At 68.4% G+C, this 25,627-nt stretch carries 27 protein-coding genes; 16 read left to right on the top strand and 11 right to left on the bottom strand.

Annotation, left to right across the window (positions count from 1 at the left end; genetic code table 11):
• Positions 1–84 precede the first annotated feature (84 nt).
• From SACGLDRAFT_RS20395 to purL, 4 genes are all read left to right on the top strand, one after another.
• Positions 85–1,413, top strand: coding sequence for an MFS transporter (locus SACGLDRAFT_RS20395; protein WP_005466904.1), 1,329 nt, complete (start codon positions 85–87; stop codon positions 1,411–1,413).
• Between the two features lie 263 nt (positions 1,414–1,676).
• The gene (gene purS, locus SACGLDRAFT_RS20390) at positions 1,677–1,916 is read left to right on the top strand and encodes a phosphoribosylformylglycinamidine synthase subunit PurS (RefSeq protein ID WP_005466903.1); all 240 of its coding nucleotides are present in this window, start codon (positions 1,677–1,679) and stop codon (positions 1,914–1,916) included.
• Positions 1,913–2,602, top strand: a complete 690-nt coding sequence (purQ, locus tag SACGLDRAFT_RS20385) for a phosphoribosylformylglycinamidine synthase subunit PurQ (RefSeq protein ID WP_005466902.1) — start codon at positions 1,913–1,915, stop codon at positions 2,600–2,602. Before purS ends, purQ begins: the two co-directional genes overlap by 4 nt.
• Before the next feature lie 41 nt (positions 2,603–2,643).
• Positions 2,644–4,929 (top strand): phosphoribosylformylglycinamidine synthase subunit PurL, encoded by a 2,286-nt coding sequence (gene purL / locus SACGLDRAFT_RS20380; RefSeq protein WP_005466900.1) that lies wholly within the window; start codon positions 2,644–2,646, stop codon positions 4,927–4,929.
• Between the two features lie 56 nt (positions 4,930–4,985).
• Here purL and SACGLDRAFT_RS20375 read toward each other — a convergent pair whose 3' ends face one another.
• The 4 genes from SACGLDRAFT_RS20375 to SACGLDRAFT_RS20360 form a co-directional block, all read right to left on the bottom strand.
• Positions 4,986–5,969: a hypothetical protein gene (locus SACGLDRAFT_RS20375; RefSeq protein ID WP_083852971.1), complete on the bottom strand. Its 984-nt coding sequence runs from the start codon at positions 5,967–5,969 to the stop codon at positions 4,986–4,988.
• 76 nt (positions 5,970–6,045) lie between these two features.
• The gene (locus tag SACGLDRAFT_RS20370; protein ID WP_040919374.1) at positions 6,046–6,996 is read right to left on the bottom strand and encodes a hypothetical protein; all 951 of its coding nucleotides are present in this window, start codon (positions 6,994–6,996) and stop codon (positions 6,046–6,048) included.
• 345 nt (positions 6,997–7,341) lie between these two features.
• Entirely contained in the window at positions 7,342–8,205 is an 864-nt protein-coding gene (locus SACGLDRAFT_RS20365) for a lysozyme (RefSeq protein ID WP_005466897.1), read from the bottom strand.
• 283 nt (positions 8,206–8,488) lie between these two features.
• Positions 8,489–9,097, bottom strand: a complete 609-nt coding sequence (locus SACGLDRAFT_RS20360; RefSeq protein WP_005466896.1) for a type VII secretion system-associated protein — start codon at positions 9,095–9,097, stop codon at positions 8,489–8,491.
• A gap of 55 nt (positions 9,098–9,152) precedes the next feature.
• Between SACGLDRAFT_RS20360 and SACGLDRAFT_RS20355 the strand changes: the two genes are divergently transcribed.
• The 8 genes from SACGLDRAFT_RS20355 to SACGLDRAFT_RS20320 all read left to right on the top strand — a co-directional run bounded on the left by SACGLDRAFT_RS20355 (position 9,153) and on the right by SACGLDRAFT_RS20320 (position 15,364).
• The gene (locus tag SACGLDRAFT_RS20355; protein ID WP_005466895.1) at positions 9,153–9,533 is read left to right on the top strand and encodes a sterol carrier family protein; all 381 of its coding nucleotides are present in this window, start codon (positions 9,153–9,155) and stop codon (positions 9,531–9,533) included.
• A gap of 145 nt (positions 9,534–9,678) precedes the next feature.
• Complete coding sequence (locus SACGLDRAFT_RS20350; protein WP_005466894.1) at positions 9,679–10,554, top strand: helix-turn-helix domain-containing protein; 876 nt, start codon at positions 9,679–9,681, stop codon at positions 10,552–10,554.
• A 217-nt stretch (positions 10,555–10,771) separates the two neighbouring features.
• Positions 10,772–11,020: a DUF397 domain-containing protein gene (locus SACGLDRAFT_RS20345; RefSeq protein ID WP_005466893.1), complete on the top strand. Its 249-nt coding sequence runs from the start codon at positions 10,772–10,774 to the stop codon at positions 11,018–11,020.
• Positions 11,004–11,420 (top strand): hypothetical protein, encoded by a 417-nt coding sequence (locus SACGLDRAFT_RS20340; protein WP_040919372.1) that lies wholly within the window; start codon positions 11,004–11,006, stop codon positions 11,418–11,420. The genes SACGLDRAFT_RS20345 and SACGLDRAFT_RS20340 overlap by 17 nt, the downstream gene beginning before the upstream one ends.
• 83 nt (positions 11,421–11,503) lie before the next feature.
• Positions 11,504–13,054, top strand: coding sequence for an amidophosphoribosyltransferase (purF, locus tag SACGLDRAFT_RS20335; protein WP_005466891.1), 1,551 nt, complete (start codon positions 11,504–11,506; stop codon positions 13,052–13,054).
• Positions 13,055–13,084: 30 nt separating this feature from the next.
• Positions 13,085–14,155: a phosphoribosylformylglycinamidine cyclo-ligase gene (gene purM, locus SACGLDRAFT_RS20330; RefSeq protein ID WP_005466890.1), complete on the top strand. Its 1,071-nt coding sequence runs from the start codon at positions 13,085–13,087 to the stop codon at positions 14,153–14,155.
• A gap of 313 nt (positions 14,156–14,468) precedes the next feature.
• On the top strand, positions 14,469–14,651 hold the full coding sequence (locus tag SACGLDRAFT_RS20325; protein ID WP_005466889.1) for a hypothetical protein: 183 nt from the start codon (positions 14,469–14,471) through the stop codon (positions 14,649–14,651).
• Positions 14,652–14,653: 2 nt separating this feature from the next.
• Entirely contained in the window at positions 14,654–15,364 is a 711-nt protein-coding gene (locus tag SACGLDRAFT_RS20320) for a hypothetical protein (RefSeq protein ID WP_232284006.1), read from the top strand.
• A gap of 16 nt (positions 15,365–15,380) precedes the next feature.
• Here the strand turns inward: SACGLDRAFT_RS20320 and SACGLDRAFT_RS20315 are convergent, their stop codons facing one another.
• The gene (locus tag SACGLDRAFT_RS20315; RefSeq protein ID WP_005466887.1) at positions 15,381–15,719 is read right to left on the bottom strand and encodes a helix-turn-helix domain-containing protein; all 339 of its coding nucleotides are present in this window, start codon (positions 15,717–15,719) and stop codon (positions 15,381–15,383) included.
• Positions 15,716–17,299: a sensor histidine kinase gene (locus tag SACGLDRAFT_RS20310; protein WP_040919369.1), complete on the bottom strand. Its 1,584-nt coding sequence runs from the start codon at positions 17,297–17,299 to the stop codon at positions 15,716–15,718. The genes SACGLDRAFT_RS20315 and SACGLDRAFT_RS20310 overlap by 4 nt, the downstream gene beginning before the upstream one ends.
• Before the next feature lie 145 nt (positions 17,300–17,444).
• Between SACGLDRAFT_RS20310 and SACGLDRAFT_RS20305 the strand changes: the two genes are divergently transcribed.
• The 3 genes from SACGLDRAFT_RS20305 to SACGLDRAFT_RS20295 are packed head-to-tail and all read left to right on the top strand — an operon-like array spanning position 17,445 to position 20,500.
• Positions 17,445–18,431: a Bug family tripartite tricarboxylate transporter substrate binding protein gene (locus SACGLDRAFT_RS20305; RefSeq protein ID WP_005466885.1), complete on the top strand. Its 987-nt coding sequence runs from the start codon at positions 17,445–17,447 to the stop codon at positions 18,429–18,431.
• Positions 18,428–18,979, top strand: coding sequence for a tripartite tricarboxylate transporter TctB family protein (locus SACGLDRAFT_RS20300; RefSeq protein WP_005466884.1), 552 nt, complete (start codon positions 18,428–18,430; stop codon positions 18,977–18,979). Before SACGLDRAFT_RS20305 ends, SACGLDRAFT_RS20300 begins: the two co-directional genes overlap by 4 nt.
• Before the next feature lie 3 nt (positions 18,980–18,982).
• Positions 18,983–20,500, top strand: coding sequence for a tripartite tricarboxylate transporter permease (locus SACGLDRAFT_RS20295; protein WP_005466883.1), 1,518 nt, complete (start codon positions 18,983–18,985; stop codon positions 20,498–20,500).
• A 7-nt stretch (positions 20,501–20,507) separates the two neighbouring features.
• Here the strand turns inward: SACGLDRAFT_RS20295 and SACGLDRAFT_RS20290 are convergent, their stop codons facing one another.
• Together SACGLDRAFT_RS20290 and SACGLDRAFT_RS20285 are read right to left on the bottom strand one after the other, a co-directional pair.
• Positions 20,508–21,398, bottom strand: coding sequence for a Gfo/Idh/MocA family protein (locus SACGLDRAFT_RS20290; RefSeq protein ID WP_040919367.1), 891 nt, complete (start codon positions 21,396–21,398; stop codon positions 20,508–20,510).
• Positions 21,399–21,576: 178 nt separating this feature from the next.
• Positions 21,577–21,765 carry a DUF3073 domain-containing protein gene (locus SACGLDRAFT_RS20285; RefSeq protein WP_005460313.1) on the bottom strand — a complete coding sequence of 63 codons (189 nt, stop codon included), beginning with the start codon at positions 21,763–21,765 and terminating at the stop codon, positions 21,577–21,579.
• Positions 21,766–21,971: 206 nt separating this feature from the next.
• On the opposite strand from SACGLDRAFT_RS20285, the gene SACGLDRAFT_RS20280 reads away from it, so the two are divergent.
• Positions 21,972–22,877 carry a hypothetical protein gene (locus SACGLDRAFT_RS20280; protein WP_005466881.1) on the top strand — a complete coding sequence of 302 codons (906 nt, stop codon included), beginning with the start codon at positions 21,972–21,974 and terminating at the stop codon, positions 22,875–22,877.
• Here SACGLDRAFT_RS20280 and SACGLDRAFT_RS20275 read toward each other — a convergent pair.
• The 3 genes from SACGLDRAFT_RS20275 to ygfZ are packed head-to-tail and all read right to left on the bottom strand — an operon-like array spanning position 22,838 to position 25,579.
• Positions 22,838–23,803 carry an asparaginase gene (locus SACGLDRAFT_RS20275; protein ID WP_005466880.1) on the bottom strand — a complete coding sequence of 322 codons (966 nt, stop codon included), beginning with the start codon at positions 23,801–23,803 and terminating at the stop codon, positions 22,838–22,840. The two genes, SACGLDRAFT_RS20280 and SACGLDRAFT_RS20275, sit on opposite strands and share 40 nt — an antisense overlap.
• 12 nt (positions 23,804–23,815) lie before the next feature.
• A complete protein-coding gene (locus SACGLDRAFT_RS20270; protein WP_005466879.1) occupies positions 23,816–24,397 on the bottom strand; it encodes an RsiG family protein in 582 nt (193 codons plus the stop codon).
• A 51-nt stretch (positions 24,398–24,448) separates the two neighbouring features.
• Positions 24,449–25,579, bottom strand: a complete 1,131-nt coding sequence (ygfZ, locus tag SACGLDRAFT_RS20265) for a CAF17-like 4Fe-4S cluster assembly/insertion protein YgfZ (protein WP_005466877.1) — start codon at positions 25,577–25,579, stop codon at positions 24,449–24,451.
• Positions 25,580–25,627: the final 48 nt, after the last annotated feature.

The following is a 25,627-nucleotide window of genomic DNA, read 5'->3' as shown; positions in this document are numbered from 1 at the left end:
CAAGGGGCTGCACTTACGGTTCCGCCAAACGTAATGACGGACGTGGTCCGATATTTCGGACATTAGCGATCGGGGAAGACAACGGTGCACCCTGACACCTCGCGGGTCTCACCGCGCACGATCCGCGCGATCACGCTGCGACTGCTACCGCTGCTCGCGATCCTGTACGTGATCGCCTACATCGACAGGTCGAACGTCGGTTTCGCGAAGCTCACGCTTCAAGAGGAACTCGGGCTCTCCGCCACGGTCTTCACGTTGGGCCAGGTGTTCTTCTTCACGGCCTACGCGGTGCTGGAGGTGCCGAGCAACCTCGCACTGCACCGTTTCGGGGCGCATCGCTGGATCGCCCGCATCATGATCACGTGGGGCCTCGTCACCATCGCGACGACCCTGGTGACCGAGACCTGGCAGTTCTACCTCGCCCGATTCCTTCTCGGCGCCGCCGAGGCCGGGTTCTTCCCCGGCGTCATCTACTACCTCACCCGGTGGTTCCCCTCGACCCACCGCGGCTCCGCCATCGGCCTGTTCATGCTCGCGGGGCCGATCTCGTTCATCGTGGGCAACCCGTTGATGGGGGCGCTCAACGACCTCGACGGCGTGTGGGGCCTCGACGGCTGGCAGTGGATCTTCGTCGCGACCGGTGTCCCGGCGGTGCTCGCGGCCCCCGTCGTGCTGTGGCTGTTGCCGAAGGACCCCGACAGCGCCAAGTGGCTCGACGAGGACGAGCGTCGGACGTTGAAGAGCGTGCTCGACGCCGAGAACGCGCAGGCGGGCGACCAGCCGCACAACCCGTGGAAGGTCCTCGGCGACCGCAGGGTGCTGGCGATGGCGGTCTTCTTCCTGTGCTTCCCGCTCGCCACGTACGGGCTCGCGTTCTGGCTGCCGACCATCGTCGAGGGCTTCGGGGGTCTTTCCGGCCTGGAGATCGGACTCGTGTCGGCCATCCCGTACGTGTGCGTGATGGCGGGGTTGCTCGCCGTGCCGAGGCTCGCGCGGACGCGGGGCACGCCGTTCGGCTGGCTCGCGTGGATGCTGGGCTTCTCGGCGGCAGGATTCACGATCGCGGCGCTGGTGTCGTCGCCGGTGGTGCAGATGATCGGCATCTGCGTCGCGTCGATCGGCGGTTACGCCGCGCAGCCGGTGATGTGGGGGCTCGTACCGAGGTTTCTCACCGGCGCCGCCGCGGCGGCCGGTATCGGGGCCATCAACGGCATCGGCAACCTCGGTGGTGGGTTCGGCCCGATGGGGATCGCGGCCGTCGTGGACGCCACCGGCTCTCCCCTCACCGGGCTCATCTTCCTCATCGTCGTGTCGGTGATCGGCGTCTTCGGCGCCTTCGGCCTGCGCCGGGTGCTGACCCGCTCGCAGCACGAGCAGCCGTCCGAGCGGCTGGAGACCGTCTCGAACGCCTGAGTTTCCACCGGCGATCCGCTCGGCTCGACACGAGCGGATCGCCGGTCACGGAGCGTCCCGACCGCGACGCGATTGCGCCGATCCGGCGAATCATTCCTCGATTAGTCTCGCCGCGAGCAACGTCGCGGGGCACTCACACGTCTTTCGTCGTGTAGTCGTCGGTGACGAACGCGGCTCAGGGGCCGAGGGGTGTCGGGGGCTTCTCGGCCCCTGGGTTACGCTCGACGTGCATTGACCTGCGCAGAGTCTAGGAGCAGCCTGTCGTGGCCCGAGTAGTCGTCGACGTCATGCCCAAGCCCGAAATTCTCGATCCCCAAGGTCAGGCCGTGGCCGGTGCGCTCGGTCGGCTCGGGTTCTCCGGGGTCACCGAGGTCCGTCAGGGCAGGCACTTCGAGCTGGAGGTCGACGACAGTGTCGACGACGAGACGCTCGCCAAGATCGCGGAGGGCTTCCTCGCCAACCCGGTGATCGAGGAGTGGACGATCCGGAGGATCGAGTCATGAGCGTCCGCATCGGTGTCATCACCTTCCCCGGCACGCTCGACGACGTCGACGCCGCCCGCGCGGTGACGCGATCGGAGGCCGAGGCCGTGCCGCTGTGGCATGGTGACGCGGATCTCAAGGGCGTCGACGCGGTGGTCGTCCCCGGAGGTTTCTCCTACGGCGACTACCTGCGGTGCGGCGCCATCGCCCGCTTCGCCCCCGTGATGGGCTCGGTGATCGAGGCCGCGGGCAAGGGAATGCCCGTGCTCGGCATCTGCAACGGCTTCCAGATCCTGTGCGAGGCGGGGCTGTTGCCGGGGGCGCTGGTGCGCAACGACAAGTTGCACTTCGTATGCCGTGACCAGTGGCTTCGGGTGGAGAACAACACCACGAGCTGGACCACGCGGTACGAGCAGGGCGCCGAGATCCTCATCCCGCTCAAGTCGGGCGAGGGCAGCTACATGGCCGACGAGGCGACGCTCGACGAGCTGGAGGGCGAGGGCCGCGTCGTGTTCCGCTACGTGGACGGCAACCCCAACGGCTCCCGCCGGGACATCGCGGGCGTGTGCAGTGCCAATGGCCGCGTCGTGGGCCTCATGCCGCACCCCGAGCACGCCATCGACGCGCTCACGGGGCCGTCGGACGACGGACTGGGTGTGTTCTACTCCGCACTCGACGCGGTGAAGCCGCTGGTCACGTCGGCCTGACGAGAGCCTGCGGTTAGTCTGGTCTCGTGGCAGCACCTCACGTGGACACCCCCGCCGTCGACACCACCGCACTCGCCGAGCAGACGCCGGACCAGGTCCAGCCGTACGCGGAACTGGGACTGGCCGACGATGAGTACGCGCGTATCCGCGAGATCCTCGGGCGTAGGCCCACGGACGCCGAACTCGCCATGTACTCGGTGATGTGGAGCGAGCACTGCTCGTACAAGTCGTCCAAGAAGCACCTCGCCTACTTCGGCGAGACCACGACACCGGAGATGCGTTCCAAGATGCTCGCCGGTATCGGCGAGAACGCCGGCGTGGTGGACATCGGTGACGGCTGGGCCGTCACGTTTAAAGTGGAAAGCCACAACCATCCGTCCTATGTAGAGCCTTATCAGGGGGCGGCCACCGGGGTCGGCGGCATCGTGCGCGACATCCTGGCGATGGGCGCCCGGCCGCTGGCGGTGGCCGACCCGTTGCGCTTCGGGCCCGCCGACGCTCCCGACACGCGTCGTGTCCTGCCCGGTGTGGTGGCCGGTATCGCCGGGTACGGCAACTGCCTCGGTCTGCCGAACATCGGCGGCGAGGTCGTGTTCGACCCCAGCTACGCGGGAAACCCCCTGGTCAACGCGCTCTGCGTGGGGGCCATGCGCGTCGAGGACCTGCACCTGGCCCACGCCTCGGGAGTGGGTAACAAGATCATCCTGTTCGGTGCCCGTACCGGGCTCGACGGCATCGGTGGCGTGTCCGTCCTCGCCAGCGACACGTTCTCGGGCGACGAGAACTCCGGGGGACGCAAGAAGCTGCCGAGCGTGCAGGTGGGCGACCCGTTCACCGAGAAGGTGCTGATCGAGTGCTCGCTGGAGCTATTCGCCAAGAAGCTCGTGGTGGGCATCCAGGACCTCGGTGGAGCCGGGCTCGCCTGCGCCACGTCGGAGCTGGCCGCGGCCGGTGACGGCGGCATGCACATCGACCTCGACCGGGTTCCGCTGCGTGCGGAGGGGATGACCCCGGCGGAGATTTTGTCCAGCGAGTCGCAGGAGCGGATGTGCGCGGTCGTGCGGCCGTCCGATGTGGACGCCTTCATGGAGGTGTGCCGCAAGTGGGACGTCACCGCGACCGTCATCGGTGAGGTCACCGACGGCGACCGGCTGGTCATCGACTGGCACGGGCAGACCGTGGTCGACGTGCCGCCGCGCACGGTGGCGCACCAGGGCCCGGTGTACGACCGCCCGTACGCGCGCCCGGCCGAGCAGGACGACCTCCAGGCCGACACGCCGGACAAGCTCGCGCGCCCGTCCACGCCCGAGGAATTGCGGGAGACGTTGCTGCGCATGATCTCCTCGCCGAACCTGGCCTCCAAGGAGTGGGTCACGCAGCAGTACGACCGCTACGTGCGGGGCAACACCGTGCTGGCGCAGCCTTCCGACTCGGGCATGATCCGGATCGACGAGTCGACGGGGCGCGGGGTCGCCGTCGCCACCGACTGCAACAGCCGTTACGTCTACCTCGACCCGTACGTGGGCACCCAGCTCGCGCTGGCCGAGGCGTACCGCAACGTGGCCACCAGCGGCGCGACACCGATGGCCGTCACCAACTGCCTCAACTTCGGCTCGCCGCGCGATCCGGGTGTCATGTGGCAGTTCGAGCGGGCCGTGCACGGGTTGGCCGACGGGTGCGCGCAACTCGGCATCCCCGTCACCGGTGGCAACGTGAGCTTCTACAACCAGACCGGCGACAAGGCCATCCTGCCCACCCCGGTGGTCGGGGTCCTCGGGGTGATTGACGACGTCCGGCGGCGCATTCCCACCGGTATCGGCACGGAACCGGGCGAGAGCCTGTTGTTGCTCGGTGAGACCCACGACGAGTTCGGAGGGTCGGCGTGGGCCCAGGTGATCCACGATCACCTCGGTGGGCTGCCCCCGAAGGTCGACCTGGAGCGGGAACGGCTGTTGGCCGAGATCCTCGTGGCGGGCTCGCGTGACGGCATGATCTCCGCGGCCCACGACGTGTCCGACGGTGGACTGGCGCAGACCATCGTCGAGATGGCCCTTATCGGCCAGTGCGGCGCCCGGATCGTGCTGGACCCGGACGTCGATCCGTTCGTGCAGCTGTTCTCGGAATCGGCCGGTCGGGTGCTCGTGGCCGTGCCGAGGACGGAGGAACTGCGTTTCACGGAGATGTGCTCGGCACGGGGCCTGCCGTGGCGTAAGACGGGGGTCGTGGACCCCGAGTCAAACGCCGTGGAGATCCAGGACGTGGCCGACTTTAGCCTCGACGAGTTGCGGGAGGCCTGGGAGGGCACGCTGCCCGCGCTGTTCGCCTGATCCTTCGACGACGAGAAAGGGCCTGTGAGCACCTTGCGCTCCCAGGCCCTTTCTCATCAAGACGCCGGGAAATAGGACGCGTGATAGATGCAGAACGAGCCGCCCTCGGGCCTCCCGCTCACCGAGAGCTCTCCCTTGCTTCCGACGAAGGTACCCAAAGCCCCGACGTCCGTCGTGATCGTCTCCACCTCGTCCAGTTCGTAGGTGTCCCCCGTGGAGAGGGCTTCCTCGAGAACTGATGTCACGGAGTCGCTGTACGCCGGGCATGCCAACTTCTCCAGGCTCTCCATGTCACCCGAGTTCAGGAGGGTGTGGATCACGTTGACGAACGTCTCGCTGTCCGCGGGGGAGCCGCCGGTGGCACCGACGTCGCCGTTCGTTCCCGAGGTGTCGTCCGAAGACACCCCCGGCGATTCACCGGGGTACGACATGTCCGTGGGCGCGTTGTCCATGCCACCGGCCCCCTGAACCTCGATGTCCGCGTCCTGCCAGCACCACTTGTCACCCTGCCGGACGAGCGTGGCGCTGACGGGGTAGGTCTTGCCGTTGACGGCGGCGGTGCCCTGCGCGATCGCCTGGTTTCCGCTGACCTGCGGCTGCCCGTTCATCGTGACCTGGCCGAACTGGCCCGCCATCTGGATGGCCTGTTGCACCATCGAGCTCGCGTCGGGGCAGGCCAGTCCCGTCAGCGTGGCGGTGTCACCGGAGGAGAGCGCCTGGCTGATCTGCTGGGCGATCGCGGAGGGGTCGCTGGTCTGACTCTGGCTCTCGCCGCCGGCCGAGTTGTCGGATTTGTCGGAGTCATCGTCGTCGCTGAGAAGGAATCCGGGCGCGACGAAGGCGGTGATGACGAAGGCGACTACGGCCACGACGGCGATGGAAAGCCCGACCCACAGGCCGGTCTTGCTCTTCTTCGGTGGCTGAGGGCCCTGAGGACCGAATCCGCCCTGCTGACCGTACGCGGGGTACTGGCCGTACTGGTTACCGCCCTGTGTCGGTACGCCGTAGGGAGACTGCCCAGGTTGAGATGGGTATGTCATCCGTGTTGCCTTCCTGGTGCTGGGAATTTCGACGAAGAGTGCTCTCCGGGGCTCGGGGACGCTTTCGCTTCTTTGGTCAATCGCCGTAATCGATTTGGGCGCGAAGGACGCAAAGTCCTTCCGCATCCGGGTCCGCCGGGTCCCTCTGCACGAAAATCCAGAGGGTGTCATCATTCGAGTTCACGAACTCGGTGTTTCCGCTGATTGCGTCGACTTCGGTGTTCTCCATGCGGAATTCCCCGCCGAGAGAGACCGCTTCCTGGACGGCTTCCGCGGCTCCTTCGTCCGGCTGGCTGCACATCATTCCGGTCAGGGTGTTGGAGTCCCCGGAATTCAGGGCGTCATGGAATTTCTCCAGGAATTGTGTTTTCTCCGCTTTGGCCTCTTGTTCCCAGGCCTCCGGGTCCAATATGCTGAAACCGGCTACGCAGAGGCGTGGTGGGTCGTTGAACTGCGCGGCTGCCAGCAATCCGGTCACCGGTTTGTTGTTCGAGGTTCCCTCCAGGTCGAGAAGGTAGGCCGTACCGTCCTGGGTGGGCTGTTCCAGCAACTCTCCCGCCGGGGAGAACTGTCCCGAACTCGCGATGACGGTGTCCACCGTCGCCTGGATGTCGGACCGGACCTCCTCGCACACCATCCCCATCGCCGTGGTGGAGTCACCAGTGTTCACGGCCTCCAGGAAGTTGGTGAGCACTGACGTCGGATCGGTGTCCGAGGCCGGCGCGGCCTGGGTCGGCACCATCGCGGAGCTCGGGCCGCCGGGCTGGGGCGGCGCACCGGCCGCAGCGGCGTCGTCGCTCGTGGCTTCGTCGTCGCCGAGGAGGAAACCGGGGGCGACGAGTCCGGTGACGAGGAACGCGACGAGGGCGAGGGCACCGACTCCGACTCCGACAACCAGGCCGGTCTTGCTCTTCTTCGGAGTCTGCCCGAAACCACCGGGTTGTCCGAACGGCGGCTGTGGGTGACCGTACTGAGGGTGCTGCCCACCGTGTGGTGTTCCGCTCGGAAACTGCCCGGACGGCGGCATGCCCTGGCCCGGTTGTTGTCCGTAGGGCGGTTGCCAGGGCGGCTGCGGTGGATACGTCATCGTGTTGCCTTCCGTGGACGGTGCCCCCCAGTGACGCTCTCCGCTGTCGCGCCGATGTCGGTGTCCGTGGGCGGCTGTGAGTGTCTGCTCTTCTCAGACGTAGGTCCGGCCCCCCAGGGTTTCATGTGCGGGACGTGGAAGGACGCGTTTTCCCGAATACGATCGGTGAGCCATGCCACCCCGTGGTCCCTCGGCGGTGGTGAGGCCGAAAGCGGCGAGAACACGAGAAAGCCCCGCTCGGGAGAGCGGGGCTTCGTCGTGTGACTTTCGGGGAAGGAACGAGCCTCAGCCGGTGGCGAGGACCTGAAGCCTCTCGTAGGCGCCGTTGAACGAGTTCTGGTCGATCGGGCTCGACGTGTACTGCCAGAACGTGTGGTAGCCCCAGTTGTACGGCAGTTCACCCACCGACGAGGCGTAGCGCGCCACCCACAGCGGCGCGGTGCTGGAGAAGTCGCCCGAGGTGCCCACGCACTGGCTCCACCAGCTCGTCGACGTGTAGATGACCGGCCAGCGGCCCGTGCGCGCGTGGTAGGTGTCGTGGAAGTCCTTGATCCACGCCGCCATCTGCGCCTTCGACAGGCCGTAGCAGGTCGCGCCGTACGGGTTGTACTCCATGTCGAGAGCACCCGGAAGCGTCTTGCCGTCAGCGGACCAACCGCCGCCGTTGTCGACGAAGAAATTGGCCTGGGCCGCGCCGGACGACACGTCCGGAAGCGCGAAGTGATACGCGCCTCGGATCATGCCCACGTTGTACGAACCGTTGTACTGCTGCGCGAAATAGGGATTCTTGTAACTCGTTCCCTCGGTCGCCTTGACGTATGCGAATCGCTTGCCCTGATTCCACCAGTAAGCCCAGTCGACGTTTCCTTGCCAACTACTGACGTCGATGCCCGGAACCGTGGCGTAGGCCTGCATGCCGTCGGAGTTCAGCCCCCGCGGTTCCAGAGCGCGCCGCTTCGTGTACGAGTTCGAGTTGTCGCCCTCGTGCTTCCTGATCTGCGAACCCATGGGGTGGTCGATCTGGGGCCGGTCGTTCGCGCTGGGGGCGACCTCGGCCGCCGCGGGGGTCAGTGCGCCGAGCAGGAGCGCGCTGACGGATGCGGCGACGGTGGCGGCGGCGATCCGCCATCTTCTCCGTCCGATGCCCATCGGAACTGTCCTTTCCTCGAACTGTGCCCTCGCTGTGAACCGCTCACTCAACGTGGCGGTTCAGCGGTTGATTGTGAGCACAGCACGCCGAGGTTGTCACTAGTTGGCGTGAAGACTTTAGGCCGAGTGGGTAAATTTCTTGACTAATTACCGACGAAAGGAGGATAGGTTTTTTCAAGACGTCGGCGTCCGTTCCGTCGGGGCCGCCAAGGCGCGCGGAACGGGAGCGCGATCCCTCGCGACGAGTCGCGGACGGGATCGGGAAACGGCGGCCCTGCCGCGTTCAGCGCCAGCGGGCGGCGCGCCGGAGCTCCTCCGGAGTCACCAGGGCCGTGATGACGTCGTCCGGGTTCAGGGCGAGCGGGCAGCCGCCGAGCAGCTCGATGATGTCCCCGCCGCGCACCTTCCTGGCGTGCGGCCAGTCGCGGGGCGCGAGCGACTTCGCGGTGTAGGCGGGGACCACCACGTTGCCGTCCAGGTCGTGGAAACCGACCAGGGTGCGTTGCGAGGGTGTGTAGGCGAAGACGTACAGCTCGGCGTCGAGCACCGCGGGCGCGAGGTCCTCCTCGGGGCGGTGTCGTGCGTAGACGAGCTGGAGAAGGTACTCCAGTTCGCTGCTGGGCGCGGGAAAGCCGAGAGCCTGCGGCGAAGGCCGGTAGTGGTTGTTGAAGTGGAAGTCGTCCACGATCTCGCCCCGGTCGTTGACCGGATAGGCGCCGACAACCGCCCACGAGGGCACGTTGCCGTTCGGGTCGAACGCCTCGTCGATCACGTACAGCCAGCTGCCGGGATTCGCCTTCGCGTTGGCCCGCATCTCGGCCGTGATCTCGGGCTTGCGGACGGCAGCGGCTTGTTCGGGCACGAGGCGGTGTGAGTCGTCGCGCTGGCCCATGTACTTCCCCAGGTGGTGTCCGTGCCGGCAGTTATCACCAGCTTACTGTGGGAACATGCCGTCTTCACGCTTGATTGATCCCGGCGAGTTGCGTGCCGCGTGCGAGGCCGTGGTTCCGTGGCTCGACGGTGAGGAGCCCGAGCCCGCGCGGGCGGAGTTGGCGAAGGCCGTCCGGTTGAGCTTGCGGACGCTCGCCTCCGTGGCTCCCGGTCGCAGCGTCGAGGTGCGGGTCCCTCCGTTCGCGGCCGTCCAGTGCGTGGCCGGCCTCCGCCACACGCGCGGTACGCCCCCGAACGTCGTGGAGACGGACCCCCGGACCTGGTTGGAACTCGCCCTGGGGCGTTCGGAGTGGACCGACGCGGTGGAGGACGGCAGGGTCACGGCGTCCGGCACACGCGCCGACATCTCGCGCTGGCTGCCGATCGTCCGGCTGTAGTGGCGCCGTGCGCGAAACCTCGCCGTGACGGTTGGGGCGGTGTCGAATCGCGCGGTACTTTCGATGATCAGGTGCGTTCTTCCGGATACCATTCACCGGCCGTGCCTGCGGAACGAGCAGACTTGGGAAGGAAACGACAGCGAGAATGGCTGCGCGAAGCGGTTCCGGGGCCGAACCCAGTACCCCCACCGCTCGTCGAATGATCGTCGGTGCGCAACTGCGTCGGTTGCGTGAGCAGGCGGGCCTCACCCGAGGGGAAGCGGGCTACCACATCCGCGCCTCCGAGTCGAAGATCAGCCGAATCGAGCTGGGTCGGGTGGGCTTCAAGGAGCGGGACGTCGCCGACCTACTGACGTTGTACGGCGTCACGGACTCGAGCGAGCGCGACGTGCTGCTCGAAATGGCCAGGGAGGCCAACCAGCCCGGCTGGTGGCAGAAGTTCAACGACTACACGCCCAAGTGGTTCGAGCCGTTCCTCGGCCTGGAGGAGGCGGCCTCGCGCATCCAGACCTACGAGCTGCAGTTCGTGCCGGGCCTGTTGCAGACCGAGGACTACGCGCGGGCGGTGATCACGCACGGCGTCCCCGACGCGGCGAGCGAGGAGGCCGAGTCGAGGGTCGCGCTGCGGATGCGGCGCCAGCGGCTGCTGCTGCGGCCCGACGCGCCGAGGTTGTGGGTGGTGCTCGACGAATCGGTGCTCCGCCGCCCCGTTGGTGGTCGGAAGGTGCACCGGGAGCAGCTCAAGCGGCTGCTGGAGGCGACCACGTTGCCGAACATCACGGTGCAGGTGGTCCCGTACGACCGCAGCGGGTACGCCGCCGACGGCCCGTTCACCCTCCTGCGTTTCGCGCAGCCGGAGCTGCCCAACATCGGCTACGTCGACCACATCGCGGGTGGCATCTACCTGGAGCGGCCGGACGAGATCGAGCTGATCGGGAGGTCGCTCGATCGGCTCGCCCTGGACGCCGAGACCCCGGAACGGTCCCGACAGTTGATCTCCAAGGTCCTCTCCGAGAGCTGACCTACTTTTGCGTTCATATTTCCGCAGGTGATCAACTTGCGTGCTGAACTGCGGAAAGGTTGCCCAAAGTGATCCATGTCACTATGTGATTAATCTTGCCGCTCGCGCATCTGCACGTGCATTCACACCTGCAGGCGAGGGTGTTACCGTGCGTGCACAACCAAATGCACGTGCAGATGCATCCTCCGAAGGGTTTTCAGTCGGGAAGGTGAGGATCATGGACAGGGCGATCAGCAGTGGGGGCGCGGCCGTCTCCGCCGGTTCTCTGACGGACGTGACCTGGCGCAAGAGCTCCCACAGCGGCTCCATGGGCAACTGTGTGGAGGTCGCTCGCCTAGCCTCGGGAGACGTGGCCGTCCGTAATTCCCGTGATCCGCACGGCCCGGCGCTGGTCTACACGAAGGCCGAGATCGCCGCGTTCCTCGCGGGGGCCAAGGATGGTGAGTTCGATGACCTCGCCCGCTGAGATCGACGCCGGAACGCCCGAGGACGCGGCGGCCGCCGAGGTGGAGAACGCGCTCGGCAGGCTCATCGAGCGGGGATACAAGTTCGTGCACCCGCGCGACGCGCAGGGCGAGATCATCAGCGTCGTCGGGGTCCGGGTGCACGGCACCGTGGTCGACGTCGTCCGGCTCGACGCCGAGGACGAGGTCACGGCCATGCGGATGCCCGCCGACGAGGTCGACGTCCTCGCGCCCACCACGCTGCTGTGGCGGCGGGAAGGCCACATTCGAGAGGTGGTCGACGCGCTGCTCGAACTGCCCGACAGCTCCGCGTCGCAATCGCTTTCCCGCGGTGCGACCGGGCGGGGTTGCTGGGTCAGCGGTCCCCGCGGCCGGGCCAAGTGGCTTCGTGCCACCGCATGAGCTCCAGATCACGGGACGGGTCGCCCCTCTGGCTTTCGTGCCTAGACTAGGGGCGGCCCGTTCTCAACGTAGGGAGCCTCTTCGTGGATCAGGTCCGGGCGGATCAGGTGGAACCGGAACCTCTGGAGCCGGAGCCTCGCGAGGAATGCGGCGTCTTCGGTGTGTGGGCGCCGGGTGAGGATGTCGCCAAGCTGGCGTACTACGGCCTGTACGCCTTGCAGCACCGAGGTCAGGAGGCCGCGGGCATCTCGGTGTCCGACGGCAAGCGGATCGTCGTCTTCAAGGATCTCGGCCTGGTCAGCCAGGTCTTCGACGAGCAGGTGCTGTCGTCGTTGCAGGGGCACGTCGCCGTCGGCCACTGCCGCTACTCCACCACCGGCTCGGGGACGTGGGAGAACGCCCAGCCGATCTTCCGCACCACCACCGCCGACACGGGGATCTCCCTCGGCCACAACGGAAACCTGGTCAACACGCACGAGCTGCACGAACGAGCCAGGGAACTCGGAGTCGTCGAGCGCGGCGGTGCGACCACCGACTCCAACCTGCTGTGCGGGCTGTTGGCCCACACCGCCGCCGACCGCGGCATCGAGGCGGCGGCCCTCGAACTCCTGCCGAGCGTTCGGGGGGCGTTCTGCCTCGTGTTCGCCGATGAGAACACGCTCTACGCCGCTCGTGACCCGCACGGTATCCGGCCACTCGTGCTCGGCAGGCTCGAACGCGGCTGGGTGGTGGCGAGCGAGACCGCGGCACTGGACATCATCGGCGCGTCCGTCGTGCGCGAGGTCGAGCCCGGCGAGCTCATCGCCATCGACGCGGACGGCATCCGGTCCTCCCGGTTCGCCGTCCCCGAGCCCAAGGGCTGCGTCTTCGAGTACGTCTACCTGGCTCGCCCCGACACGGTGATCGCGGGACGCAGTGTGCACGCCACCCGCGTCGAGATCGGCCGCAGGCTGGCGCGCGAACACCCCGCGGACGCGGACCTGGTCATCCCCGTGCCCGAGTCGGGCACCCCGGCCGCCATCGGCTACGCACAGGCGTCGGGCATCCCGTACGGCTCGGGGTTGGTGAAGAACAGCTATGTCGGGCGCACCTTCATCCAGCCTTCCCAGACCATTCGCCAACTGGGCATTCGGCTGAAGCTCAACCCGTTGCGCGAGGTCATCCGCGGCAAGCGGCTGGTCGTGGTGGACGACTCCATCGTGCGGGGGAACACGCAGCGCGCGCTCGTGCGGATGCTGCGCGAGGCGGGAGCCGTCGAGGTACACGTCCGCATCGCCTCGCCGCCCGTTCGCTGGCCCTGCTTCTACGGAATCGACTTCGCCTCGCGGGCCGAACTCGTGGCCAACGGGGCCGATCTCGACGGCATCCGCCGTTCGATCGGGGCCGACTCGCTCGGATACGTCTCGTTGGACAGCCTCGTGGCCGCGTCCGAGCAGCCCGTGTCCCGGCTGTGCACCGCCTGCTTCGACGGCAAGTACCCGATCCCGCTCCCCGACGAGGAACTGATCGGCAAGCATCTGCTGGAGAACCTCGGCTCCTCCGACGACTCCGAGGAGAGCTGGGGGGACAAGCCGAGTCAGTTACCCACCTCGGCCTCGGGGTACGGTGCCGAGGATGCCGTTCGGCGTCCCTAGTCGTTACGGAATGAGGATGGAGCCGCTTTCGTGAGCGAGTCCGCGCGCGCCACGTACGCCGCCGCCGGTGTTGACATCGACGCAGGCGATAAAGCCGTCGAGCTGCTCAAACCCCATGCCGCGCGGGCGTCGCGGCCCGAGGTGGTGGGCGGTGTCGGTGGTTTCGCCGGGCTGTTCGCGCTCAAGACGGGACGGTGGACCGAACCACTGCTCGCCTCCTCCACCGACGGGGTCGGCACCAAGATCGCGGTGGCGCAGGCGCTGGACAAGCACGACACCATCGGCATCGACCTCGTGGCGATGGTGGTGGACGACCTCGTGGTGACCGGCGCGGAGCCGCTGTTCCTGCAGGACTACATCGCGGTCGGCAAGGTGATCCCCGAAAAGATCGAGGCGATCGTCTCGGGGATCGCGGAAGGCTGCGTGCGCGCCGGGTGCGCGCTGCTCGGCGGGGAGACCGCGGAGCACCCCGGCATGATGGGCGAGCACGACTACGACGTGTCCGCCACCGGCGTCGGCGTGGTCGAGGCGTCGGCCGTGCTCGGGCCGGACCTGGTGCGGCCGGGGGACGTCGTGATCGGGCTCGCCTCCACGGGCCTGCACTCCAACGGGTACTCGCTCGCCCGGCACGTGCTGCTCGACATCGCGCGCATGCCGTTGGAGGGGCACGTCGAGGAGTTCGGCCGCACGCTCGGCGAGGAGCTGCTCGAACCCACCCGGATCTACGCGAAAGACTGCCTCGCCCTCGTGGCCGAGACCGAGGTGCGCACGTTCGCGCACATCACGGGGGGTGGGTTGCAGGCGAACCTCGCGCGGGTGCTGCCCCACGGCGTCGTCGCCCAGCTCGAACGGAACACTTGGACGCCCGACCCGGTGTTCGCGGTGATCGCGCAGCGCGGTCGGGTCGAGCGCGACGAGATGGAGCGCACGTTCAACATGGGCGTCGGCATGGTGGTCGTCGTGTCGCCGGAGGACGTGGATCGGGCGTTGGCGCTGCTCACCGCGAGGCACTTGCCCGCGTGGGTGCTGGGCGAGGTTCGCCCGTCCGACGACCCGGACGGCCCGCGCGTCACGCTCACGGGAGACCACCCCCGCTTCTGACCGCCGTGTCCTCAGCCTGTGCACGCGTGTCCGCAGGTTATGCACGCGTGTTCGCACTTCAGGGACCCCCGAACCCCAGGTGTCGCCGGGGCTCCCGTACGAGAAGTGCGAACACGCGTTCGCAGATTGAGGACACGCGTGCGTAACTTGCGGACACGGTGATTCGTACACCTGTTCGAATGGATTTCCTTCGGGGTGGGCAGAAACGCCTGGCCAGAGGTTCGGGCTTCGCCCAATCGGGTACTGAAGTGGCTGAGAGTGCCTCGAACCTGTCGCTGGGTGGGGGACAATGAACTCGCGAGGGGAGGCGAAAATGACGGTGGCCGTGATCGATGTGACTACCGAGGAACTACTCCGTAGTCGTGAAGTGCTGTTGCAGCGGTTGCGGCTCACGCCCGAGGAGTTGCGTGAGCGCGTGCGCAGCGAGGTCGCCACTTCCGAGGAACGCGACGCGCTTCAGCGGCTCGACGAGATCTCGTTCCTGCTCGGCGAGTGAGCGTGTCCTTCGATCTCGACCACGCCACGACCGATTTCGCCCAACAGATCCAAGACCTGCTCGACTCCGTGCTTCCGCCGTTCCGGGAGGCGGACCCCGAGGAACGGCGTCTGAAGGTGATCCGGAAGCGGGAATGGCGGGTCATCCGACCCGGCAGCGCCGAGAAGTCCCAGAGCATCCGGCTCCTTCACGACGGCGCCCACGTGGCCGATCTGAACCTGTACTACTGGTGCGCTCCCGACCACGCCGATTCCCACCTCGCCGTGCGTAAGTCGAGCTTCGAGGTGAGGTCGCTTCAGGAAGGCACCCCGCTGTTGCGGCTGGACTATCTCCACGACGCTCGCAGCGTGCCCGCCGCTCACTGGAACGTGCACGCCGAGCGGGGAGCCGCCTCCGTGCTGCTCGCGCGCTGCAATCCGAAGCACAAGGGACTGTTGTCGCAAGTGCACATCCCCGTCGGCGGTACGCGGTATCGGCCGTGTCTGGAGGACTTCCTCGAAATGCTGCTGAGGGAGTTCAACTTCGACGCCTGCCCCGGCTGGGAAGCCGCAGTGAGGAGCGGCCGACGCCGCTGGCGGCTGTTGCAGACCCGCGCCGTGGTCCGCGACTCACCCGACACGGCGGCCGCGGTGCTCGGAAGCCTGGGATACACCGTGGTGCCTCCTCCGGAGGGGCCGCGGGCGCCCAACGAGGCCGCCCTGTACGAGCGCTGACACCGCGACGTCTCGCTCAGCCTCGCCAGTGGTACTGCCGCTCGGGACGACCGGTGTTGCCGTAACGCAGTCGCACCTCCGCCCGGCCGGTTTCGACGAAGTGCTCCAGATACCGTCTCGCGCTCGGCCGGGACAAGCTCGTGGCGTGCGCGCACTCCATGGCCGAAAGCCCCTCCGGGTGGTCGGTCAGAGCGGCTTTCACCAGCTCCGCCGTCTGCTCGGTGAGCCCCTTGGGCAGGGGCGCCGTGCCCGGACGCCGGCTTCCGAACACGGTGAAGTTCGGCGTGCGGTCGACGTATCCGCTGTGCACCTTCGCCACCATGAAGTCGTCGTCGACCACCAGTACGCGGATCACGGGGATACCTTCTCCGCTGCCGTGGCGTAGGGCAAGACCGCTGTGAACACCGCGCCACCGTCGTTTCGTAGTTCGACGTGCCCGCCCCGACGACGGCACGCCTGCCGGGTGAGCGCCAGCCCCAGGCCACGTTGTCCTCCGTGTTCGGCGGCTTTCGTGGTGAATCCGTGCGCGAACACCTCGGTGGCGATCTCCGGCGCGACGCCGGGTCCGGAGTCGCGCACCACCACCGTGACGGCCGAGCTCCGCTCGCGAATGTCCACTTCGACCCAGGCGTCGGGCGCGCCGCGCACGGCGTCGAGGGCGTTGTCGACGAGGTTTCCCACCACCGTCACGAGGTCGGCCGACATGCGGTCGTCGGTCTCCGACAGGTGGCTCTCGTCGGCCAGCCGCAGGCCCGTGCCCTGTTCGGCGGCCAGGCTCGACTTGGCGATGAGCAGCGCGGCGACGGCGGTGTCCCCGATCCGCTCGCTCACGCGTTCGTGCCATTCCTCGTGTGTCCTGTTCACGAGATTCACGTAGTTGCGCACCTCGTCGTACTCGCCGAGTTCGATGAGTCCGGCGATGGTGTGCAGGCGGTTGGAGAACTCGTGTGCCTGAGCACGCAGTGTGTCGGTGGTGCGCGAAGTGGCGGCCAGCTCCTCCCGCAGGGTCACGAGCTCGGTGCGGTCGCGGAGGGTGACCACCGCGCCGAGTCTGCGTCCGCCGCGTGACACCGGCATGCGGTTGAGCACGAGCACCCGGCCCGCCCGCAGCACGATCTGGTCGGCGCCGTCCGTCCGCCCGGTGAGCACGTCGCGGAGCCGGCCGCTGATGTCGAGGTCGTCGACGGCGGTGCCGACACAGTCGTCGGGTAGTGCGAGCAGCTCCCGCGCGTGGTCGTTGACGAGCGTGATGCGGTGTTGCTGGTCGAGCCCCACCACGCCTTCCTTGATGCCGTGCAGGAGTGCCTCGCGGTGTTCCACGAGACCGGTGATCTCCCGCGGTTCGAGGCCGAGGGTCTGCCGTTTCACCCGCCACGCGAGCAGCAGTGATCCCGTCACCCCCAGCACGAGGGCGATGCCGAGCAGGGCGAGGGCGTCGGCGGGCCGGTTGGTGATGCCCGCGAAGAAGCCGGGTTCGGCCTTGCCCGCGGCGACGATTCCGAGCATGTCGCCCCGCTCCCCGAACACGGGCACGTGTGCGACGAGGGAGCCGTTCACCTCGCCCACCCACGCATGTCCGGAGGTCACCGTGCTCTCGCCGAGCGGCAGCGGGTTCCCCCGTTGGGAGGGGTCGGGTGAGGCGAGCACGGTCCGGTCGGGGCCCGCGACGGTGACGAAGTCCGCCCCGGACAGGCTCCGGGCGCTCTCGGCGAAGATCGACAACGGGTCGCGGTTCACGGGGTCGGCGAGGCTCACCCGTACGCCCGGTGTCGCCGCCACGCTCTCCGCCACGGACAACAACGCCCGGCCCTCGTCCTCGGTGAAGTTGTGTTTCGACTGGATCACCGAGTACACGGTGACGCAGCCGAGCAGCGCGAACACCAGCGACAGGTGCCACCCGAGGAGTTGCCTGGCCAAGGAACCCTTGCTACCCACCCGGTCACTATGACAGCGGGGAGGCCGGGATCGGATGACCACAAAGACCACAACGAGCGTTACGTCCACAAGCGCGACTCGAAGGCGCCCCCGGGGCACGATGACGCGCTGACGAAGGAACAGCCTGCTCACAGTGAGGTGGGAATTGCGCCAACCGAAGACGTGGCTCGCGGTCCTCGGCGCGCTGCTGCTCGTCCTGCTGGTGCCCCCGCTCGTCTCGTCCGGTGGTGACGACACGGGTTCTCGTATCCGGGGCCTGCGGGTGATGGTGCCCAACACGCCCGGCGGTGGTTACGACATCACCGCTCGCACGGCGGTGAAGGTGCTGGAGGAGAGCGATCTCAACGGGCCGACCGAAGTGTTCAACCTGCCGGGCGCGGGTGGCACCGTCGCGTTGGGACGGCTCGTCGCCGAACGCGGCAACGGCAAGCTCGCCATGTCGATGGGGCTCGGCGTCGTCGGCTCCGTCTACACGAACTCGTCGCCTTCCACGCTGCAGGACACGACGCCCATCGTGAAGCTGACCGAGGAAGCCGACATCATCGTGGTCGGCAAGGACTCGCCTTACGAGGACATCCACGAGCTGCTGGACGCGTGGAAGGCGAATCCCGGCGAGGTGCCCGTGGGCGGTGGTTCCTCACCCGGTGGTCCCGACCACCTCGCGCCGATGCTGACGGCCAAGGCCATCGGCCTCGACCCGAAGAAGGTCAACTACGTGCCGTTCGACGGCGGCGGAGAGTTGATGGCGTCGGTGCTCGGCGGCAAGGTCGCGTTCGGAGTGTCCGGCATCGGTGAGACCCGCGACCAGATCGAGGCGGGTGAGTTGCGAGCGCTGGCGGTGACGAGTCCGGAGCGGGTGCCCGGTATCGACGCGCCCACCCTGCAGGAGGTCGGGGTCGACGTCAGCTTCACCAACTGGCGCGGCATCGTTGCCCCGCCGGGGTTGTCGGAGCGGGATCGGCAGAAGCTGATCGACCTGTTCACCGCGATGCACGACACCGAGCAGTGGCGTGAGGCGTTGCGGGTCAACGGCTGGAGCGACGCGTTCTCCACGGGCGACGAGTTCGCGCGGTTCCTCGCCGAGGAGAACGAACGCGTCGCCTCGGTGCTGAAGGAGTTGGGTCTGGCATGAGCACATCCGTCGTGAACACCACCGACGACCCCGGCGCGGACGAGAAGCCAACTCGCGGAGGTTGGTGGCGCGGGCGTGGCGAGCTGGGACTGTGCGCCTTCCTGTTCGTGCTCGGGGTCCTGGTCGTCGTGGACGCGCTGAGCCTGCCCACCGACTTCGCGCAGCGCGGACCGCTCGGACCGAAGGCCGTGCCCGTCGTCGTGGGCACATTGCTGCTGCTCGTCTCCGGTTTGCTGGCTCGGGACGTCCTTCGGGGCGGCCGAGGCGAGGCCGAGGGCGGGGAGGACGTCGATCTGTCGGCGCCCACCGACACCAGGACGATCCTGCTGCTGGCCGCCGCGTTCCTCGTCAACGCCGCGCTGATCGACGTCGTGGGGTTCCCGTTGTCGTCGGCGTTGATGTTCTGGGGCGCCGCGTACGCCCTGGGCAGCCGCAACTCGGTGCGCGATCCCCTCGTCGCGGCCGTGCTGTCGGTGGTGACGTGGATCGTGTTCAACGAGCTGCTGGGAGTTCCCCTGCCCGGTGGTCCCCTGATGGAGGTGCTGTAGTCGATGGACGTCGCAGCGTCGCTTTCCAACCTGTTCGACGGCTTCGGCACCGCTCTCACCCCGACGAACCTGCTGTTCGCGGCCATCGGGGTGGTGCTCGGCACGGCCATCGGCGTGTTGCCCGGCATCGGGCCCGCGATGGCGGTGGCCCTGCTGCTGCCCGTCACCTACGGCCTCGACCCCACGGGGGCGTTCATCATGTTCGCCGGTATCTACTACGGCGGCATGTTCGGCGGGTCCACCACGTCGATCCTGCTCAACACCCCCGGTGAGAGCGCCTCGGTGGTGACCGCCATCGAGGGCTACCCGCTCGCGAAACGGGGGCGGGCCCCGCAGGCGCTCGCCGCCGCGGCCATCGGCAACTTCGTCGGCGGGCTGCTCGGCACGATCGCGTTGGTGCTGTTGGCGCCCGTGGTGGCGTCACTGGCGGTGGACATCGGTGCCCCGGACTACTTCGCGGTGATGGTGCTGGCTTTCGTCGCCGTCACCTCGGTGCTCGGTCGCTCCAGGGTACGTGGGTTCGCCTCACTACTCATCGGCCTGACGTTCGGGCTCATCGGGCTCGACCAGATGACCGGGCAGGCCCGGCTGACGTTCGGCTCGCTGCACCTGGCCGACGGCGTCGACGTGGTGATCGTGGCCGTGGGCCTGTTCGCCGTGGGCGAGGCTCTGTGGGTGGCCGCTCACCTGCGGCAGACACCGGAGAAACCGCTGCCGACGGGCACACCGTGGCTCGGTCGGGAGGACCTCCGGCGCACCTGGAAGCCGTGGCTGCGAGGCTCGGTGATCGGTTACCCGTTCGGGTCGATCCCGGCCGGGGGCGCGGAGATCCCCACCTTCCTGTCGTACGTCGCCGAGCGGCGCCTGTCGAAGCACAAGGACGAGTTCGGCAAGGGAGCCATCGAGGGAGTGGCCGGTCCCGAGTCCACCGCGAGCGCGTCGGCGGCGGGCACGCTGACCACCATGCTCACCCTCGGGCTGCCGACCACGGCCGTCACCGCGGTGATGCTGGCCGCGTTCCAGCAGTACGGCATCCAGCCCGGCCCGCTGCTGTTCGACCACGAGGGCCAGCTCGTGTGGACGCTGATCGCCAGTCTCTTCGTGGGGCTCGCGCTGCTGCTCGTGATCAACCTGCCGATGGCGCCGCTGTGGGCGAAGCTGCTGCGCATCCCCCGGCCCTACCTGTACGCGGGGATCCTGTTCTTCGCCTCCGTCGGCGCGTACTCGGTGGGCGGCCAGGTGATCGACCTGCTGCTGTTGTTCGGCATCGGTGTGATCGGCTTCGTGATGCGGCGGTTCGGGCTGCCCGTGCTGCCCGCGATCATCGGGGTGATCCTCGGCCCCGCCGCCGAGTTGCAGATGCGGAGGGCGTTGCAGATCAGCAACGGTGATCTCGTCGGGCTCGTCAACTCGCCGATGGCGGTGACGGTCTACGTGGTCGTGGCGCTGGTCCTGGCCTGGCCGGCGCTGCGGCGGCTGCTGCCACGCAAGCAGGAGCGGGAGAAGGCCCCGACCGCCTGAGGATCGGTCAGCCCTCGACGTGCTTGCGGCACTCTTCGAGGATGCGTTGCAGGTGAACACCCCTGTGCACGTCACAGGGGTGTTCCCGCACACCGGAGTCGATCATCGCGGCGAAGTCGTCGAGCAGCGAGGTGAACGACGCCGCCTCGCCGTCGGGCTCCCTGCCGAGCAGGCGCAGGCCGTGCTGTCCGTGGACGGCGAACTCGATGGCCGTCGGCATGATCGGCAATCGCGACGCCAGGCTCACCGTGCTGGTCGCGCCGCCGTCGTGTTCCAGCATGACGTGCCACGTCCCACCGGGGTCGCGACGGGCCGCGACCACCGCGGTGATCTCGCCGAGCGCCGCGTCGATGAGGTCGAACACGTGCGGTCCGATGTCACCCAGCGCGCCCACCTCGTGCCGCCACGCGGCCTTGCCGTACTTCTCCCCGAGCAGGGCGCCCGAGAGCCACCGGACGCTCCCGCCGGTCCAGCCTCCGGTGTCGGCGAGACCGGCCAGCCAGTCGCGGGTGCGCAGGGCGTAACGCAGAGTCAACATGAGCAGCGCCACCACGCCGGACCCGGACACGGCCCGCGCCACGCGCTCGGCCCCGGCCAGGTCGGCGGCGAGCGGCTTCTCCAAGATCAGGTGTTTGCCGGCTTCCGCCGCGGTGACGGCGAGTTCCGCCTGCACGGCGGGCGGAACGGCGAAGGCGACGGCGTCGACGGTGCCGAGCAGGTCGGCGAACGTGTCGCAGGCGGTCGCGCCGTATGCCTCGGCCAGCTCGGCGCCGGCCTCGGGCCTGCGCGTCCACACGGCGCTCAACGTGGTGGCGGGGTGATCAGCGAGGCCCGGTGCGTGCACCCGCCGGGCCCATGACCCGGCGCCGACGAGGCCGACCCTCACTGGTGAGTCCACTGGCTCCACGGTGTCCACAGCCGCAGCTTAGGTCACCGGGATGACGGCATGACTGGCCCGGCGTTCGCCGGCACGGTGAGTGCCGGCGAACGCCCGCCACGGACTCGATGCGCAGCACACGCGGACGCGAGGGTGGATTCGAGGTGCCTTCCGCATCCACCCTCGCGTCCGCGTCGGATCAGCGGCGGTAGTCGTCGTACCCGTCGTCGTACGGGTCCTCGTACCGATCCTCGTCCTCGCGGCTGTCGTCGTTAGACGACTTGCCCGACAGCTCACGCTGCAGTGCATCGAAGTCCGTGGTGGGAACGCTGTACTTGAGCTCCCGGGCCACCTTTGTCTGCTTGGCCTTAGCTCGGCCGCGCCCCATGGCTCGACCCCCTTGCACAGGGGCGGGGCGGCCGGGGGAATCGGCGGCCCCGCGTCGTCTCGACTACTTTCCTGAACACACCGTACCGTGCCCGAGGGTGCTTATGCGACGTGGCACGGTGTGCGAACGCTGACAGTATCCCCCGCAAGGCCCTCAACAGACCAGCCGGTGCCCGGCGAGAGGGCGACTCATGTCACGATTCACGGGTGCTTCGACCGTTCGCGGCCTACCTGAGGGTGTACGAACCGCTGTCGTCCTTCGGCGACCCGCCGGACGAGACGCTGCTCGCGGCGGTGGAACGGTCCGACATGACACCCAACGAAGCGATAGCTCACGAGCAGTGGCTATGGCTGAAATCACAGGTGTCACCCTCCTACACGTTGCCCGCCGAGACACGTGACGGCCGGGCCGCGCCGAGCCTGCTCACCGACGTGCTCGTGATCGAACCCGGCGAGGTGCCGATCAGCGACGAGTCGGTGGAGCTGCCCTCGGAGCCGCTCGTGTGCCCGTTGGAGATCAGGGCGCGCTCGGCCGCCGCGCTGGCGAGCTTCCTCGACGACGCGCCCCCCGCGTTGCGGAACGCCGTGCTCGACGCGAAGGGGCTCACTCCCGAGTTGGTGAGAAGCCGGTCACGCACCGCGCTGCGGGACCTGTACGGGTCGAGCATGCACGTGTTGTCGACCAACTGGACCGTGCCCCTGCCGTGGTTCACGATCGTCGATCCCGACGAACGGCGGATCGTGCTGGGCAGCGGGCCGTCGGACCCCATCCGCGAGGTGTCGTGGCGGGTGGCCATGGGCGACGCACTGCGGCGCATCACGGAGGCGGAGGTGCTGGTACGCGATGCGCTCGGTGACACGGGGCCGGCCCGCATCCTCGCCGAGACCAACCGGTGGTTGTCGAGCTTCCACCCTCACTCGGCCGTGGAACTCGACTACGGCGGTCTCGTCCAGCTGATCGAGGACCCCGTGCTCGCCACCGACACGAGCGCCGAGGAAGTGCACGCCATCCTCGACGCCCTGCGGCGGGAAGCCGTCGAGGAGATCGCCGAGCCGTTCGAGAACCTGCGCGACTACTGGAGCGAGTTGGCCTCGCGGGAGCGGTTCAACTGACGCGCCAGCTCGGTTGCGAACTCGGTGGTCACGCGTAGCTCCCCGACCTCCCGGCCGCCGCCCAGCACGAGCCCGGAACCCCGCCCGAGGCCGTCGAGCACCGAGCGGGCCGCGGGGTTGTCGGGTACGGCGTCGAGCGCCCGCAACGCGGCCACGAGCAGCGGCCCCCGCGCTCGCGACGCGCCGTCGTCGGTCTTCAGGGCCACCGTGGTGCCGTCCGGCAGCGTCATGGCGTGCACGCCCTCGGCGCCTCCCTTGCACAGCAGGCCCGGCACCGCCAGCATCAGCAGCGTGTCCTCCCGGCCGGTGCCCGCGACGAGCCAGGGGTTCGTGCGCATGACCTCGCCGACCCTGGTGCGGGAGGCCGAGGAGAACGCCCTCGCGAGCCCGGTGAGCGAGAACGCGAACAGAGGAGCGCCGCACCCGTCGACACCGACGGCGGCGATCTTCTCGCCCGTCAGCTCGACCACCGTGTCGGCGATCGTGCGCTGCAACGGGTGCTCGGGGTCGGTGTAGTCGGCCGTCGACCAGCCCCGCTGCACGCAGGTCGTGAGCATCCCGGCGTGCTTGCCGGAGCAGTTCATGGCCGCTCGCCGCGGCTCGGGCGGGCAGTGCAGGTCGTCCTCGCTCAGCCCCGCGGCGGCCAGCATCGCCAGGGCGCGGTTGACGTGGCCGGGCTCCCCCGAGTGCGACGCACAGACGAGCGCGAGATCGGTGTCGTCGATCTCCAGCCCCGCCTTCAGCATGCCGAGTGCCTGGAACGGCTTGTTCGATGAGCGCGGGAACACCGGCGTGTCCACGTCACCGAGGGCGGCGCGAACCGTGCCGTCGGGCGCCGTGACGACCACGGCACCTCGGTGCACGCTCTCGGTGAAACCCGACCGCATTACCTCGACCAGCACGGGATTGCCTGTCGCGAAGCTCATGTGGATCCGTTCTCAGTCCTCGTCGTTGCCCGAATGACTCCGGCGGCGTTCGCTCTCCAGTAGTTCGTCGACCGACGCCACCCCTTGGGCGTAACGGCGTGCGATCTCCGCGTTGAACGAATCTACGACGGCTTGGACCTCACGTCGGCGTTGCGAGACGGATCTCTCCTGTTCCCGATAGCTCTCCAGGGTCTCCGCGAGCTTGGCGTCGGACAGCGAGGTGACGTCGGAGAGATCGGCGTCACCCACGAGCGCTTCCGCGCTGCGCCGGTACTCGCCCGCCCTCGACGGTTCCAGTTTCTGGTAGCGACCCGAGCCCGTGGCCGGTCCCAACGCGTTGTCGGCGAGGATCGCGGTGAGCTGGTCCACCACCCGTGTTTGTCCGCCGGACGCGCGGCGCTGCTGCTCCGCCTTCACGATGTCGATCCGGGCGTGGAGCAGCCGTCGTAGGTAGGAGAGGTCGGTCTCCTCCTGTGCCGCCTCGTCACGTCGTTCGCGCAATGTCGACATCGGGAGGCGGTCGAGGTCGCGGGCGTAGTCGGCGGCCAGCACTCGGTCGATTCGACGGCGTCCGCCGGGCCGGACTTCGATCACGTGGTCATCCTGCTCTACGACGTTGGAATCCACCAGTGGAACGTGAGCACGTCAGCCGCGTAGGCGCTGTGCGGCCTCCCGTCCGGGGGCGATGTGCTCCCGAGGCACGGAGTCGGGGTCCACCGAGGCCTGCACCGCACGATCCTGCTCGCCCGCCGTCAGTTGGACGTCCATGGGCGTGGAGCGCTTGAGCAGGGCCAACGCGATGGGGCCCAGTTCGTGGTGCTGGGCCACACTACCGACCCGACCGACGGTGCGGTCGCCCAACAGCACGGGATCGCCCGTTTCGGGGTAGATCTCCTGTGAGCCGTCGAGGTGCAGCAGCACCATGTTGCGCGGCGGTCGGCCCACGTTGTGCACCTTGGCGACCGTCTCCTGTCCTCGGTAGCAGCCCTTCGCCACGTGGGCGGCCGAGCCGATCCAGTTCACCTCGTGCGGGATCGTGCGCTCGTCGGTGTCGACGCCCAGCTTGGGGCGGAGGGATTCCACGCGCAGCGCGTCGAACGTCCACGACCCTGCCGGGCGGGCTCCGGCGTCGGTCAGCCGCACCCACCAGGCTTCGAGCTCCGAGGTGGGCACGAGCAGATCCACGCTCGACGGGCCGGGCCACGGCATCCGCCGCGCCACGACCTCGGAGAACCGGCCGGCCGCGTAGGGGCGCTTGTCGAGCTCGATGCCGAAACGCGCGAGCAGGTCGAAGGTCTCGGGCCCCAGCAGGGTCAGCAGCGCCCAGTCGTCGCTCGCGTCGGCGATTTCGACCTTCGACCAGAACTTCATGGCCTCGAAGTAGGCGAGGAGCGGCTGTTTCTCGTCGCTTCTCGGCAGTGCCGTGGTGGCCGTGGCGCCGGGGTCGGTGTCGAGGAAGACGGTGCCGTCGACGTGGGCGAGCACCATGTGCGCGTCGATGCGGCCCTGGCTGTCGAGCACGAGCGCCTCGGTGCCCTCGCCGTCGGGCAACGCGGTGACGTGCTGGGAGATCACCAGGTGCAGCCAGGAGAGCCGTTCCTCGCCGGTCACGGTGATGATCCGGCGGTGCGAGCGATCGACGACGGCCACGCCGCGGCTGGCGGTGCGCTGCTCGGCGAAGGGGTCGCCCCAGTGCCACGGAACACCGGCTTCGGGGTGGTCTTCGGGGGGTGCGACGGCGCCGGAACGCCTCAGCAGCGGAGACTCATACGCCATGCCCCGATCGTAGGCTGGACCGCCCACGGTCGGTGAGTACGGTGGTTC

The sequence above is a fragment of the Saccharomonospora glauca K62 genome (genome assembly GCF_000243395.2).
GTDB lineage: Bacteria > Actinomycetota > Actinomycetes > Mycobacteriales > Pseudonocardiaceae > Saccharomonospora > Saccharomonospora glauca.
The sequence above is the reverse complement of the archived record's forward strand: the minus strand, read 5'-3'. Positions and strand labels throughout refer to the sequence as shown.